Consider the following 15,101-nt stretch of genomic DNA (forward strand, 5'->3'; position numbering starts at 1 on the left):
GCCCTTCCCCCGGCGGGCCGCCATGACGACAGGAGTACCGATGCGCATCCGTACCGCGGGTGTGGTCGCCGTCCTCGGCCTGGCGCTCGCCGCCTCCGGCTGTGGTGACAGCGGCAGCGACGACAAGCCGGCCGCCGGCGAGTCCGCCAAGGCGACCGGCGGCAAGCTGGTCATCTGGGCCGACGACAAGCGCACGGCCGCCCTCAAGCCGTTCGCCGAGGAGTTCGGCAAGGAGAACGGCGTGACCGTCGAGGTCCAGGCCGTCTCCAAGGACCTGCAGACCAACTTCGTCACCGCCTCTCAGCAGGGCAGCGGCCCGGACGTCGTGGTCGGCGCGCACGACTGGATCGGCAACCTGGTCCAGAACGGCGCCATCGACCCGGTGCAGCTCCCGGCCGAGCAGAAGGCCGGCTTCAACGAGACCGCCATCAAGGCCGTCACGTTCAACGGCCAGCTCTACGGCGTGCCCTACGCCACCGAGAACGTCGCGCTGATCCGCAACACCGAGCTGGCCCCCGAGGCGCCCAAGACGATCGAGGACCTGGTCGCCACCGGCAAGAAGCTCAAGGCCGAGAAGAAGGCCAGCGAGATCCTGTGCCTCCAGTCCGGCCAGAACGGCGACGCGTACCACATCTACCCGCTCTACACCTCGGGCGGCGGCTACCTGTTCGGCACCGCGGCGAACGGCGACTACGACCCGAAGGACCTGGGCGTGGGCAAGCCGGAGTCGATCGCTGCCTTCCAGAAGATCGCCAAGCTGGGTGAGAAGGGCGAGGGTGCGCTGAAGCGCTCCATCACCGGCGAGAACTCCATCGCCACCTTCACCGGCAAGAAGTGCGCGTTCCTGGTCTCCGGCCCGTGGGCCGTGGCCGACGCCAAGAAGGCCAACATCGCGTACGACATCTCCCCGGTCCCCGGCTTCGCCGGTGGCAAGGAGGCCCAGCCGTTCGTGGGCGTCCAGGCGTTCTACGTGGCCGCCAAGGGCAAGAACAAGGCCCTGGCCCAGGAGTTCGTCACCAACTACGTGACCAAGCCCGAGCTGGCCGTCGCGCTGTACAAGGCCGAGCCGCGCCCGCCGGCGCTGACCGCCGCCTTCGACCAGGTCAAGGGCGAGGACGCGGACCTGGCCAAGTTCTCCGAGGCCGGCAAGAACGGCCAGGTGCTCCCGGCGATCCCGGCCATGGCCGCGATCTGGGACCCGTTCGGCAAGGCGGAGGCCGCCATCATCGGCGGCGCCGACCCGGCCAAGACGATCACGGCCGCCGGCAAGACCATCCAGGGTCAGATCAAGTAATGAGCGCGCCGCTGTCCGGCCCGGGGTCTGCACCGCAGGCCCCGGGCCGGGAGCCCGTACGCCGTGGGCTCCCGCGCACGTCCCGTACCGCGCGGCAACACGCGCCGATCACCGCGACCGGCCTCGTCGTCAAGGTGGTCCTGCTCGGCCTGGTGGCCGGGATCGCGATCTGGGCGGCCTTCCCGCTCATCGAGGCCGAACACTGGATCGCGCTGGGCGTCCTGGCGGTCACCACCGCCGGCCTGTTCTACCTCTACCTGAGCCGCCGGCACATCCCGGCCAAGTACCTGGTCCCCGGCACGCTCTTCCTGATCGCGTTCCAGGTCTTCCCGGTGCTCTACACCGCGAGCACCGCGTTCACGAACTTCGGCGACGGCCACCGCGGCAGCAAGGACGACGCGATCGTCGCCGTGCAGACCGCCTCGGTGAAGCAGGTGCCCGGCTCGACCGAGTACAACCTCACCATCGCCACCAAGGGCGACCCGGCGACCGGCTCCCTGACCTTCCTGCTCAGCGACCCGAAGACCAAGGAGGTCTTCGCCGGGGACGCGGACGGGCTACGCAAGCTCGACGCCGCCGACGTCGAGGTGAGCAGCCTCAGCGGCAAGATCACCTCCGCGGACGGCTACACCCTGCTGAACATCGGGCAGGCCAGCAGCCGCAGCGACGCGGTCACCGCGCTCGTCGTGCCGACCGACGAGGGCGCCATCCGCTCCAACGGCCTGACCCGCGCGTACGAGGGCAAGGCGATCCGGGCGTACGACGCCGCGTGCGACTGCGTCAAGGACAGCGAGACCGGCAAGACGTGGACCGCCGACGAGGAGTCCGGCTCCTTCGTCGCCGCCGACGGCGAGCGCCTCGCCCAGGGCTGGAAGGTCGACGTCGGGCTGAAGAACTTCGCCACGGTGCTCACCGACCGCAACATCTCCGGGCCGTTCTTCGGCACGCTGGCCTGGAACTTCGCGTTCGCGATCGGCTCCACCGGGCTGACGTTCCTGCTCGGCATGGCCATCGCGCTCGCGCTGCACTCACCCCGGATGCGCGGCACCAACCTCTACCGGATGGTGCTGATCCTGCCGTACGCCATGCCGTCGTTCGCCATGCTGCTGATCTGGCGGGACATGTTCAACACCGACTTCGGCCTTCTCAACGACCTGTTCGGGCTGAACGTCGACTGGTTCGGCGGCAACTGGTCGGCGCGGATCGCGGTGCTGCTGGTGCAGCTGTGGCTCGGCTACCCGTACATGTTCCTGGTCGCCACCGGCGCGTTGCAGGCCATCCCGCGGGAGCTGACCGAGGCGACCTCGGTCGACGGCGCGTCGCCCTGGCAGTCGTTCCGGGCGGTCACCCTGCCGCTGCTGCTGGTGGCGCTCTCGCCGCTGCTGATCGCGTCGTTCGCGTACAACTTCAACAACGTCAACGCGATCCTGTTCACCACCGAGGGCGGCCCGTTCGCGCCGGACAACCCGACGAACGGCGCCACCGACCTGCTGATCACCTACACGTACCGGCTCGCGTTCGGTGCACAGGGCGCCGAGTTCGGCCTCGCCGCCACCGTCTCGATCTTCATCTTCGCGATCGTGGCGACGGTGTCGGCGATCAGCTTCCGGCGGACCCGCAAGCAGGAGGAGGTGTACTCGTGACCACCATCGCGGAGACGCCCACGACCACCCGCAGGCCGGCCCGTCGCTCGCGCGGCCGCTGGTTCGCGCAGGTGGGCTGGCGGCACCTGGTCGGACTGCTGGCGGTGGCGTTCAGCATCTTCCCGATCCTGTTCGTGATCTCGGCGGCGTTCAACCCGCTCGGCACGCTCTCCTCCACCGAGCTGCTGCCGACCGGCGCGTCGCTGGAGAACTTCACGAACCTGTTCGACAAGACGGCGTTCGGCCACTGGTTCCTCAACTCGCTGCTGCTCGCGGGCGTGGCCAGCTTCGCGTCGATCTTCCTGTCGTCGCTGGCGGCGTACGCGTTCTCCCGGATGCGCTTCGCCGGGCGGCGGGTCGGCCTGCTCGCGCTGCTGCTGATCCAGATGTTCCCGCAGTTCCTGGCGATCGTGGCGATCTTCCTGATCTTCACCACGCTCACCGACCTCTACCCGGCGATCGGATTCAACACCCCGTGGGGCCTGTTCCTGCTCTACATGGGTGGCGCGCTCGGCGCGAACACCTGGCTGATGAAGGGCTTCTTCGACACGCTGCCGAAGGAGCTGGACGAGTCGGCGACCATGGACGGCGCGTCGCACGTGCAGGTCTTCTTCCGGATCATGCTGCCGCTGGTGGCGCCGATCCTGGCGGTGACCGGCCTGCTCGCGTTCATCGGGTCGATCAACGAGTTCATCATCGCCAACGTGTTCCTCACCGAACCCGAGTCGAAGACCCTCGCGGTCGGCATGTTCGGCCTGGTCGCGGGCGAGCGCAACAACAACTTCGGGATGTTCGCGGCGGGCACGCTGCTCACCGCGATCCCGACGGTGCTGGTGTTCCAGCTGCTCCAGCGCTACATCGTCTCCGGACTCACCTCCGGAGCGGTCAAGGGCTGAGCCTCCTCGGCTCACGCTGCGGCAAGGGCGTCGTGTCGGCGTACACCGGAGCGGTTTGAAGGGCGGACCGCCGCGGTCGGGTGAGACCGACCGCGGCGGGTGCCCGCCCCTCTCCCTGTCGGTACGACGCGAAAGGCAGCACCATGTCCCTTCAGCCGCACCACGACGGCTCCGCCACCTACGTCCCGGAGCAGGAGCCCGCGCTCGGGCAGACCGTGCCGGTCTTCGTCCGGGTACCGGCCGGATCCGGCGTCTCGCAGGTGCACGTGCGCACCACCGGCGACGGCGAGCCGCGCTTCGCCGAGGCGCGGATCGACCGCACCGACGGCGGCGACGTGTGGTGGCGGGCCGACGTCGAGGTCCGCAACCCGGTCAGCAACTACCGCTTCCTGCTCGACGGCGAGCGCGGCGCCCGCTGGCTGAACGCCGCCGGCCTGGCCGGCCACGACGTGCCGGACAACGGCGACTTCAAGCTGGTCAGCTACGCCCCGCCGCCGGCCTGGGCCCGCGACGCCGTGATCTACCAGATCTTCCCGGACCGGTTCGCCCGCTCGGCCGCCGCCGACGGCCGGACCGTGCCGGACTGGGCCATCCCGTGCGACTGGGACACCCCGGTCGTCGGCCGCGGCCCGGAGACGCCCCGCCAGTTCTACGGCGGCGACCTCGACGGCGTCACCGAGCACCTGGACCACCTGGACCGGCTCGGCGTCAACACCGTCTACCTCACGCCGGTCTTCCCGGCGCGCTCCAACCACAGGTACGACGCGTCGAGCTTCGACACGGTCGACCCGCTGCTCGGCGGCGACGCGGCGCTGGCCCGGCTCGCCGACGCGGTGCACGCCCGGGGCTGGCGTCTGCTCGGCGACATCACCAGCAACCACACCGGCGACGCCCACGACTGGTTCACCGCCGCCGTCTCCGACGTGAACGCGCCGGAACGCGAGCTGTACTACTTCGACCTGCCCGGCTCGGACTACGAGTCGTGGAACGGGGTGAAGTCGCTGCCGAAGCTGAACTGGGGCAGCGCCGAGCTGCGCCGCCGGTTCGCCACCGCCGAGGACTCGCTGCTGCGCCGCTGGCTGCGCCCGCCGTACGGGCTGGACGGCTGGCGGGTCGACGTGGCGAACATGACCGGGCGGCGCGGCGCGGACGCGTACACCCACGAGGTGGCACGGCTGCTGCGCGAGGTGGTGGCCGAAACCCGCCCGGACGGACTGCTGCTCGCCGAGCACGGCCACGACCACACCGGTGACCTGGACCGCGACGGCTGGCACGGGACGATGAACTACGTCGGCTTCACCGACCCGGTCTGGTCCTGGCTGCGCCACGGCGACGACCCGGTGCCGAACTTCCTCGGCACCCCGGGCGGGGTACGGCGGCGCGACGCGAGCGCGGTGCTCGCCACCATGAACACCTACCGGTCGCTGGTGTCCTGGCGGTCGTACACGCACTCGTGGCAGCTGCTCGGCTCGCACGACTCGGCCCGGATCCGCACCGTTGTCGGCGACGCATCCCGGCAGGAGGTGGCGGCCGGACTGCTCGCCACCATGCCCGGCACGCCAGTGGTCTTCGCCGGGGACGAGCTGGGCCTGACCGGTACGAACGGGGAGGGCTCGCGTACGCCGATGCCGTGGCACCGGCCGGAGAGTTGGGACCGGCGTACCTTCGACGCGTACCGGTCGTTGCTGACGCTGCGCCGCGACGAGCCGGCGCTGCGCCACGGCGGCCTGCGCTGGGTGCACGCGGATGCGGAGACGCTCGTCTTCCTGCGCGAGGCGCCCACGTCGACGGTTCTGGTGCTGGCGAGACGCGCCGCGGGTTCCCCGGTCCGCCTGACCGGCCTGCGCGCCGCCGACAACGTCTACGGCAACGCCCCCGCCCTCCACCCCGACGCCGAGGGCGTGGTGCTCCTCCCCGCCGACGGCCCGACGTTCCAGGTCTGGCGCCTGCGCTGATCCCGTCCCCCCGCCTCGTCGATCTTGCGGTTCCGGCCCGCGTCGCGCGGCTTTTGTCGCGCTTGCCGGGGCGGTAACTGCAAGATCGCGGGGGCGGGGGTCACGGTATGACGGCAGGTCGGCGGGGTGACTACTACGTTGCGTCGTTGATGGGGGAGGATGGGGCGCGTGGAAGCTCTTCGACTGATTCTTCTCTACGTCCATCTGATCGGTTTCGCGCTGTTGCTCGGCGGTGGGATCGCCCAGTACGTCACCGGCCGGCTGCGGATCAACGCGGCCATGCTCTGGGGCGCGATCATTCAGGTCCTGACCGGCATCGGGCTGTCCGCTCCGCTGCGGGACGGGGACGAGCCGGCCCCGGCGAAACTTGTTACCAAGTTGGTGCTCGCGCTGCTCATCTTCGTCATGGTCTTCTTCTCGCGTAAGCGGGAGACCGTCAACCGTGGCCACTTCCTCGCGATCGTCGGGTTGACGCTGGTCAACGCGGCCGTCGCGGTGTTCTGGCGTTAGTTCGCCGCAAGTCGGGGAAGCTCGGGAAAACGGACGTTCGCGACACCACCGCGCACGCCTACCGGCCGGATAAGTGACGTGCCCCACGCAAGGGTTACACCGGGGTAACGGACGCTCAACAGTCGTGCACGATTGTCGGCCGGTGGGTGGGCGCGGGCGTACGCTCCCGTCCGTAACGTGGGACGCCGGCGGCACACCGCAGGCCGGCGAAGGGCTGCACGCCGCGCACGACGCGGTGTGCAAGGGGAAGGAGACGTCTTGCGCTCTGTGCGTGGGATGCGGATCGCCTCCGCCATCATGGCGGGTGGACTCGTGCTGGGCGCTGCCGCGTGTGGTGAGGCTCCGGACGACGACAACAACGCCGGCGGCGACGGTGGCAAGAAGTTCAGCGCCTGCATGGTGACCGACGTCGGCGGCATCGACGACAAGTCCTTCAACGCCTCGGCCTGGAAGGGCCTCCAGGAGGCGCAGAAGGAGAACGACAAGATCGACATTAAGAACGTCCAGTCGAAGGCCGAGGCGGACTACGAGGTCAACCTGACCGGGTTCGTCAACCAGAAGTGCGACTTCATCCTGGCCGTCGGTGGCCTGATGTCGGACGCCACCAAGGCCGCGGCTGAGAAGAACCCGAACCAGCAGTTCGGCATCGTCGACGCCAACCCGGGTGTCTCGAACGTCTACCCGATGCAGTTCGACACCGCGCAGGCCGCGTTCCAGGCCGGCTACCTGGCCGCCGGGATGAGCAAGACCGGCAAGGTCGGCGCCTACGGCGGCCTGCCGATCCCGCCGGTCACCATCTTCATGGACGGCTTCGCCGACGGCGTGGCGTACTACAACAAGACCAAGAGCAAGAACGTCCAGGTCCTGGGCTGGGACAAGGCCGCCCAGAAGGGCTCCTTCGCGAACTCGTTCGAGAAGCAGGACGAGGGCAAGAAGGTCTCCGACGCGCTCGTCGCGCAGGGCGCCGACGTCGTGATGCCGGTCGCCGGTGGCGCCGGCCTCGGCACCACCTCCGCTGCCAAGGCCTCGGGCGGCAAGTACTCGGTCGTCTGGGTGGACATCGACGGCTGCGAGAGCACCCCGGACTGCTCGGCGATCCTGACCACTGTCGTCAAGAACATCCCGGAGGCCGTCAAGGAGGCCGTGCTGAAGGCCGCCGGTGGCGAGAAGCTGCAGTCCACCCCGGGCTTCGTGGGCACGCTGGCCAACACCGGCGTCTCGATCGCCCCGTACCACGACTTCGACAGCAAGGTCCCGGCGGACCTGAAGGCCGAGGTCGACAAGATCAAGGCGGACATCGCCGCCGGCACCATCACGGTCACCTCGAAGGCCCAGCCGACCAAGTGACAGTTCCGCCGGCCGCCGCGGTGCCATCATCGGCAGCGGGGGCCGGCGGGCACCAGGTTTGACGATCCGGCCGTCCCGGCGCAACGGGGAAGGTACCCCCGGCGCCGGGGCGGCCGATCAGCTTGAATCCCCCGAACATCCCCACCCGGCGTGGTGGCGGCGCGGCAGGTCGCTACGCTGCACCATCGCTCGCACTCCAGGAGGTTGCGCTGAGACTCGAACTGCGCGGCATCACCAAACGGTTCGGTGATCTGGTCGCCAACGACCACATCGACCTGACGGTGGAGCCTGGAGAGATCCACGCCCTGCTCGGCGAGAACGGCGCCGGCAAGTCGACCCTGATGAACGTGCTCTACGGCCTCTACCAGCCGGACGAGGGCGAGATCCTGGTGGACGGCAAGCCGCTGAAGCTGAAGGGCCCGTCGGACGCGATCGCCGCCGGAATCGGGATGGTGCACCAGCACTTCATGCTGGTGCCGGTCTTCACCGTGGCCGAGAACGTGATGCTCGGCGCCGAGCAGGTCAAGGGGCCCTTCGCCGGCATCCTCGACCGGCGGCGGGCCCGGCGCGAGGTCGCCGAGGTCTCCGAGCGGTACAACCTGCGGGTCGACCCGGACGCGGTGATCGAGGACCTGCCGGTCGGCATCCAGCAGCGGGTGGAGATCGTCAAGGCCCTCACCCGCGACGTCGACCTGCTGATCCTCGACGAGCCCACGGCCGTGCTCACGCCGCAGGAGACCGAGGAACTGCTCACCGTCATGCGGTCGCTCAAGGCCGCCGGCAAGTCGATCGTGTTCATCACCCACAAGCTGGGCGAGGTGAAGGCGATCGCCGACCGGATCACGGTGATCCGGCGCGGGAAGACCGTCGGCACCGCCGAGCCGAGCGCCAGCCGGGACGAACTGGCCGCGCTGATGGTGGGCCGCAGCGTCCGGCTGACCGTGGACAAGCAGCCGGCCACCCCCGGCAAGCCGGTCCTGGAGGTCTCCGGCCTGGTCGTGGACGACGACCGGCAGGTACGCGCGGTCGACGGCGTCGACCTGACCGTGCACGCCGGCGAGGTGCTCGGCGTGGCGGGCGTGCAGGGCAACGGCCAGACCGAGCTGATCGAGGCGATCATGGGCCTGCGCCCGGTGCTCGCCGGCACGATCAGCCTCGACGGCGAGCCGACGCACGGCTGGTCGACCAAGAAGGTGCTCCGCGCCGGCGTCGGCTACGTGCCGGAGGACCGCAGCGTGGACGGCCTGGTCAAGGAGTTCTCCGTGGCGGAGAACCTGGTGCTGGACATCTACGACCGGCCGCCGTTCGGCAAGGGCCTGTCGCTGAAGCCCGACGCCATCGCCAAGTCGGCGCGGGAGCGGATCGAGCAGTTCGACGTCCGTACCTCGTCGGCCGACGCGGCGGTCGGCACGCTCTCCGGCGGCAACCAGCAGAAGGTCATCGTGGCCCGGGAGCTGTCCCGGCCGCTGAAGCTCTTCATCGCCGCCCAGCCCACCCGGGGCGTGGACGTCGGCTCGATCGAGTTCATCCACAGCCGGGTCATCCGCGAGCGGGACATCGGCACCGCGGTCATGGTGGTCTCCAGCGAACTGGACGAGGTGATCGGCCTGGCCGACCGGATCGCGGTCATGTACCGCGGGCGGATCATCGGCATCGTCGGCCCGGACACCCCGCGCGAGGAGATCGGCCTGCTGATGGCCGGCATCACCCCGGACGCCGCCACCCCGGACGTCGCCACCGCGACCGAGGACGGCCCTGGCAACGAGGACGAGGCATGACCAACCCGAACCCCGTCTCGGGCTCGCCGGACAAGGAGCCGGCGACCGAGGCGCAGGAGTCGCTGAGCGAGGCCCGGGCGACGCCGACGCAGCCGGCCGGTGACACCGAGCAGACGGTGCCCGCCACCGCGACCGCGACGAAGCCGGCCCCGGCCGGGGATGCCCGCCCGAGCATGGGCCGGATGTTCCTGGACAACCTCTGGGCGGCCAACACGTTCACCGTGACAGTGCTCGCGGTGCTGCTCGCCATGGTGGTCGGCGCGGTGCTGATCATCGTGTCCGACCCGGAGGTGCTCGCCACCTACGGCTACATCACCGCCCGTCCCGCCGACGCGCTGAACGCCAGCTGGACGGTGGTCAGCGAGGCGTACGCGAACCTGTTCAAGGGCGCGATCTTCGACCCGGACGCGGTCGGCTTCACCGCCGCCCTGAGCCCGATCTCGGAGACGCTCACCTACGCCGCACCGCTGGTCTTCACCGGCCTGTCGGTGGCGCTCGCCTTCCGTGGCGGCCTGTTCAACATCGGCGCCCAGGGCCAGGCGACGATCGCCGTCATCCTGGCCGCCGTGGCCGGCTTCGCGCTGCCGCTGCCGCCCGTCGTGCACCTGCTGGTGGCGCTGATCGCCGGTGCGCTGGGCGGCGCGCTCTGGGGCTTCATCCCCGGCATCCTCAAGGCACGGGCCGGCGCGCACGAGGTGATCAACACGATCATGCTCAACTACGTGGCGGTCTACTTCCTGTCCTGGATCATCGTCCAGAACGGGGTGCAGAACCCGAACCGGGCGGACGCGATCAGCAAGCCGGTCGACTCCTCCGCGCAGCTGCCCCGGCTGCTCGGCGACGATCTGCGGGTGCACGCCGGGATCCTGCTCGCGGTGGCGGCCACCTGGTTCATCGCCTGGCTGCTCAACCGCTCCACGCTCGGCTTCGAGCTGCGGGCCGTGGGCGCGAACCCGGACGCGGCCCGGACGGCCGGCATCAGCGTGACCAAGACGTACGTGCTGGTGATGGTGTTCGCGGGCATGCTGGCCGGTCTGGGCGGCTCGACCATGGTGCTCGGCACCACCGCGACCGCGCTGACCCCGCTGGTGATCGCGCAGATCGGCTTCGACGGCATCCTGGTCGCGCTGCTCGGGCGCGTGAAGCCGTGGGGCGTGCTGCTGGCGGCGCTGCTGTTCGGCGCGCTCCAGGCCGGTGGCAACCGGATGCAGTCGTACTCCGGCATCTCGCTGGAACTGGTCACCGTGCTCCAGGCGCTCATCGTCATCTTCATCGCCGCGCCTGCCCTGGTGAAGACGATCTTCCAGCTCCGGGCGGCCCGCGCCGCCCGGTTGCAGACGAGCCTCGCGAAGGGCTGGTGAGCATGTCCACCACCGCTGTCCCCGAGGTCGCCGTTACCGCGGTCGACGAGGGTTTCTGGACCCGTAACCGGAAGGTCGGCGCGGTCCTGCTGGCGCTCGGCGTGCTCGCGGCGGTGCTGTTCGGCGCGCTCGCGACCGACCAGCACGCGCGGTTCACGCTCAGCGAGACCGAGGGCGGGGCCGCCCTGGAGATCAACGGTACGGTCGGCGCGATCCTGTTCGGGCTGATCACCGCCGCGGCCGGGGGCGCGCTGCTGGCCGGTGTGCCGAAGCGCTGGTTCACGCTGCTGCTCGGCGCCGGGCTGGTCGCCTTCGTGCTGAGCTTCCTGTGCTGGCAGGTCTCGGCCGCGCCCGAGGGGCGCAACTTCATGCCGCTGGTGAACGTCGTCCGCGGCACGTTCATCCTGGCCCTGCCGCTGATCTTCGGTGCGCTCGCCGGTGTGCTCTGCGAGCGTTCCGGCGTGGTGAACGTGGCGATCGAGGGCCAGCTCCTGATGGGCGCCTTCTCCGGCGCGCTGTTCGGCAGCATGTCCGGCAGCGTCTGGGTGGGCCTGGTCGCCGCCGCCATCGGCGGCGCGTTCATCTCGTTCCTGCTGGCCGTGTTCTCCATCCGCTACCTGGTCGACCAGGTGGTCATGGGCATCGTGCTCAACCTGCTCGCGGTCGGCATCACCGGCTTCCTCTACGAGCGGCTGATGCAGACCGACGCGGCGAAGTACAACAGCGCGCCCCGGTTCGGCAACTGGGAGATCCCGCTGCTGTCCGACATCCCGTTGCTCGGTCCGGCGCTGTTCCGGGGCAACATCTTCCTCTACCTCGGCCTGCTGCTGGTGCTGGTCATCCACCTGGCGCTGTTCCGCACCCGGTGGGGCCTGCGGACCCGTTCGGTGGGTGAGCACCCGACCGCCGCGGACACGCTGGGCGTGAAGGTGCTGCGGCTGCGCTACCGCAACGTGATCCTGGCCGGTCTGGTGGCCGGCGTCGGCGGCGCCTCGTACACGCTGGCGCTCTACTCGTTCACCAAGAACATGATCGGCGGTAAGGGCTTCATCGCCCTGGCCGCGCTGATCTTCGGCCGGTGGAGCCCGACCGGCGCGCTGCTCGCGGCGCTGTTCTTCGGCTTCGCCGACCAGCTCGCCACCTACCTGGGCGCGATCGGCAGCAGCATCCCGAGCCAGTTCCTGGCGATGCTGCCGTACCTGGCGACGATCCTGGCCGTGGCCGGGCTGGTCGGCAAGGTCCGGGCGCCGGCCGCCGACGGCAAGCCGTACATCAAGGGCTGACCGCCCGCGGCGACACCGTGCCCGGCGGGGCGACCCGCCGGGCATCGTCGTCTCCGGCCGCGCTCGCGACCGATCGGGCGTGAATTGGGCAGAATGGGGGTCGTGATGGAGATCGACTGGGAGCGGCTGCGCACCGCCGCCACCGACGTGATGCGGCACGCCTACGTGCCGTACTCGAAGTTCCCGGTGGGTGCCGCCGCGCTCGTCGACGACGGCAGGGTCGTCGTCGGCTGCAACGTGGAGAACGCCGGGTACGGCGTCACGCTCTGCGCCGAGTGCGGCGTGGTCTCGCAGCTGCACGCGACCGGCGGGGGCCGGATCGTGGCGCTGTCCTGCGTCGACGCCACCGGTGAGCCGCTGATGCCGTGCGGCCGGTGCCGGCAGCTGCTCTGGGAGCAGGGCGGCCCGGAGTGCCTGGTCGAGGCGAAGGGCGGCCCGCTGCGGATGGCGGAGCTGCTGCCGCACGCCTTCGACGTGGCAGACATCGAGGCGGTGACCGGCGAGCATCCGGTGCCGGTCGTGCCGGACCGGCTGGCCGCCTGGCGGGGCCGGGGCACCGTGTTCGTGCACCCCGACCTGTCCGCCGGGCAGCAGGTCTGGACGACGTACTGGGAGCGGTCGTCCGGTGACACCACGGACGCCGAGACCGGCGTGCTGGAGGAGGGTTCGACCTGGGACGACCCGGCCGGGGCGATCGAGTGGGGGCTGGCTCGGACGCCGCGCGTGGTGGTGGTGGACGCTTCGGGGACGATCTTCTGGGCTGGTGAGGGTGAGCCTCCTTCGGAGATTCCGGTTCGTTGGGGTTGATCCCGGGTTGCGGTTGGGGCCTGGGCCGACCGTGCCCGGCTCCGGGCGGTCAGGCTTGATCCCTCCGCCGGTCACGGTCGGCCCAGGCCGGACCTGGTCACCGTCCGCGGAAAGAGTGCGATCCGCGGCGATTGTTGATCTATTGATGGGAACTCAAAGGTGAGTGCTTTTACGGCGGTTGACGTCATCCGGGCGAAGCGGGACGGGGGTGTGCTGAGCGACGGGCAGATCGACTGGGTGGTCGACGCGTACACCAAGGGTCTGGTCGCCGACGAGCAGATGTCGGCGCTGGCCATGGCGATCCTGCTGCGCGGCATGACCGGGCCGGAGATCGCCCGGTGGACCGCCGCCATGATCGCCAGCGGCGAGCGGCTCGACCTGTCGCCGGTTTCCCGGCCGACTGTGGACAAGCACTCCACCGGCGGCGTCGGTGACAAGATCACCCTGCCGCTGACCCCGCTGGTGGCCGCGTGCGGCGCGGCGGTGCCGCAGCTGTCCGGCCGGGGCCTGGGCCACACCGGCGGCACGCTGGACAAGCTGGAGTCGATCCCGGGCTGGCGTGCGGCGCTCACCAACGACGAGTTCATCGCCCAGCTCCGCGACGTGGGCGCGGTGATCTGCGCGGCCGGCGACGGGCTCGCCCCGGCCGACCGCAAGCTGTACGCGCTGCGCGACGTCACCGGCACCGTCGAGGCGATCCCGCTGATCGCCAGCTCGATCATGAGCAAGAAGATCGCCGAGGGGACCGGCGCGCTGGTGCTCGACGTGAAGGTCGGCTCCGGCGCGTTCATGAAGAACGTCGACGACGCCCGCGAGCTGGCCCGCACCATGGTCGAGCTGGGCGGCGCGCACGGTGTACGGACTGTCGCCCTGCTCACCGACATGTCCACCCCGCTCGGCCTGGCCGTGGGCAACGCGGTCGAGGTGACCGAGTCGGTGGAGGTGCTGGCCGGTGGCGGTCCGGCCGACGTGGTGGAGCTGACGCTGGCGCTGGCCCGGGAGATGCTCGACGCGGCCGGCCTGCCGGACGCCGACCCGGCCGCGGCGCTGCGGGACGGCCGGGCGATGGACTCCTGGCGCACGATGATCCGGGCGCAGGGCGGTGACCCGGACGCCCCGATGCCCGTCGCGAACGAGGTCGAGGTGGTCACCGCGACCGAGGACGGGTGGGTCGCCGAGGTCGACGCGTACGCGATCGGGGTGGCCGCGTGGCGGCTCGGCGCGGGCCGGGCCCGCAAGGAGGACCCGGTGAGCATCCCGGCCGGCGTGGTGCTGCACCGGCGTCCCGGCGACCGGGTGCGCGCCGGTGACCCGCTGTTCGAGCTGCGGGCCGAGCACGCCGAGCGGATCCCGGCCGCGCTGGCCGAGGCACGCCGGGCGGTACGCGTCGCGCCGGACGCGCCGGACACGGCGCCTCTCGTCGTCGAGCGGATCGGCTGACCGGGACCGGCCATGGTGCCGGCCCGGCCGGAGCCGCTATCCTCCCAGGCCAGGGGGGATCGGCCGGCGACGAGCCGAGGTGAGCAGACAGGGGCTTGACCGTGCGCGTACCCGCTCCCGATCCCCGGGCCGTCCGGGAGGCGAGCCTGGACGAGTTGTCCCGGCTGGGTCTTCCGCTGCCGCCGCCGCAGTTCCCGCTGGTGTGGGAGCCGGGCGACGAGATCGAACTGCGTCCGACCCCGGAGATCGAGGCCCGGATCGCGGTGCTGCACGTGATCCTGGCCCGCTGCTTCGGGATGCCCGCGCAGGCGGCGACGGGCTGGCTGCTGGAGTCGCACCTGGTCGACTCGGTCACGCCGCCGGAGTGGCAGTTCGTGATGGGCGGCCGGGGCGACCACAGGTCGTTCGTGCTGCACCACGACGCCCTGTTCTCGCTGGCCTGGGTGCTCGGACTGGCCAAGGAGCTGGACCCGACGGTGCCGGTGGACGAGCGGCTGGTCGAGCGCATGCCGAACCTGGTCGCGGGGGAGATGTTCGGCCAGTGGCGGGCCCGGATCCTGGCCGCTCCGCAGCATCCCGGTGACGCCGCGGCCCTGCTCGACCTGCACTACTGCCTGGACTGGGCGTACCTGGAGACCGAGAAGGCCGGCCGCGCGCTGCCCGGGCTGGTGGACGCGAACGCGATCGGGCAGCGCCGGTGGGCGCTGGAGTGGGCGGTGGTGCTGCGCGGGCCGTACCACGACGAGCCGCCGGGCTGGGAAGAGGTCGACCTCTCCACCTGAGCGGG

General features: G+C 70.7%; 12 protein-coding genes. All 12 read left to right on the forward strand.

Going from position 1 to position 15,101, the window contains the following annotated elements; all coding sequences use genetic code 11:
• Nucleotides 1–40 precede the first annotated feature (40 nt).
• Nucleotides 41–1,294 (forward strand): sugar ABC transporter substrate-binding protein, encoded by a 1,254-nt coding sequence (locus V6U82_RS06980; protein ID WP_334459916.1) that lies wholly within the window; start codon nt 41–43, stop codon nt 1,292–1,294.
• The gene (locus V6U82_RS06985; RefSeq protein ID WP_334459917.1) at nt 1,294–2,937 is read left to right on the forward strand and encodes an ABC transporter permease subunit; all 1,644 of its coding nucleotides are present in this window, start codon (nt 1,294–1,296) and stop codon (nt 2,935–2,937) included. Before V6U82_RS06980 ends, V6U82_RS06985 begins: the two co-directional genes overlap by 1 nt.
• The gene (locus V6U82_RS06990; protein ID WP_128136715.1) at nt 2,934–3,833 is read left to right on the forward strand and encodes a sugar ABC transporter permease; all 900 of its coding nucleotides are present in this window, start codon (nt 2,934–2,936) and stop codon (nt 3,831–3,833) included. Before V6U82_RS06985 ends, V6U82_RS06990 begins: the two co-directional genes overlap by 4 nt.
• A gap of 143 nt (nt 3,834–3,976) precedes the next feature.
• Complete coding sequence (locus V6U82_RS06995; protein WP_334459918.1) at nt 3,977–5,788, forward strand: glycoside hydrolase family 13 protein; 1,812 nt, start codon at nt 3,977–3,979, stop codon at nt 5,786–5,788.
• Between the two features lie 168 nt (nt 5,789–5,956).
• Nucleotides 5,957–6,298, forward strand: a complete 342-nt coding sequence (locus V6U82_RS07000) for a hypothetical protein (RefSeq protein WP_128136717.1) — start codon at nt 5,957–5,959, stop codon at nt 6,296–6,298.
• A 276-nt stretch (nt 6,299–6,574) separates the two neighbouring features.
• Nucleotides 6,575–7,645 carry a BMP family lipoprotein gene (locus V6U82_RS07005; RefSeq protein ID WP_334460312.1) on the forward strand — a complete coding sequence of 357 codons (1,071 nt, stop codon included), beginning with the start codon at nt 6,575–6,577 and terminating at the stop codon, nt 7,643–7,645.
• Nucleotides 7,646–7,767: 122 nt separating this feature from the next.
• Entirely contained in the window at nt 7,768–9,423 is a 1,656-nt protein-coding gene (locus V6U82_RS07010) for an ABC transporter ATP-binding protein (protein WP_334459919.1), read from the forward strand.
• Nucleotides 9,424–9,596: 173 nt separating this feature from the next.
• Nucleotides 9,597–10,784 carry an ABC transporter permease gene (locus tag V6U82_RS07015; RefSeq protein WP_435121695.1) on the forward strand — a complete coding sequence of 396 codons (1,188 nt, stop codon included), beginning with the start codon at nt 9,597–9,599 and terminating at the stop codon, nt 10,782–10,784.
• Between the two features lie 2 nt (nt 10,785–10,786).
• Nucleotides 10,787–12,067 carry an ABC transporter permease gene (locus V6U82_RS07020; RefSeq protein WP_128136721.1) on the forward strand — a complete coding sequence of 427 codons (1,281 nt, stop codon included), beginning with the start codon at nt 10,787–10,789 and terminating at the stop codon, nt 12,065–12,067.
• A gap of 105 nt (nt 12,068–12,172) precedes the next feature.
• On the forward strand, nt 12,173–12,874 hold the full coding sequence (locus tag V6U82_RS07025) for a cytidine deaminase (protein WP_334460314.1): 702 nt from the start codon (nt 12,173–12,175) through the stop codon (nt 12,872–12,874).
• Between the two features lie 159 nt (nt 12,875–13,033).
• Nucleotides 13,034–14,314, forward strand: coding sequence for a thymidine phosphorylase (locus V6U82_RS07030; RefSeq protein ID WP_334459921.1), 1,281 nt, complete (start codon nt 13,034–13,036; stop codon nt 14,312–14,314).
• A gap of 101 nt (nt 14,315–14,415) precedes the next feature.
• On the forward strand, nt 14,416–15,096 hold the full coding sequence (locus V6U82_RS07035; protein ID WP_334459923.1) for a DUF4272 domain-containing protein: 681 nt from the start codon (nt 14,416–14,418) through the stop codon (nt 15,094–15,096).
• The last annotated feature ends 5 nt before the right edge of the window (nt 15,097–15,101 follow it).

The organism is Micromonospora sp. CPCC 205554 (assembly GCF_036902745.1).
Taxonomy (GTDB): Bacteria; Actinomycetota; Actinomycetes; order Mycobacteriales; family Micromonosporaceae; genus Micromonospora; species Micromonospora tulbaghiae.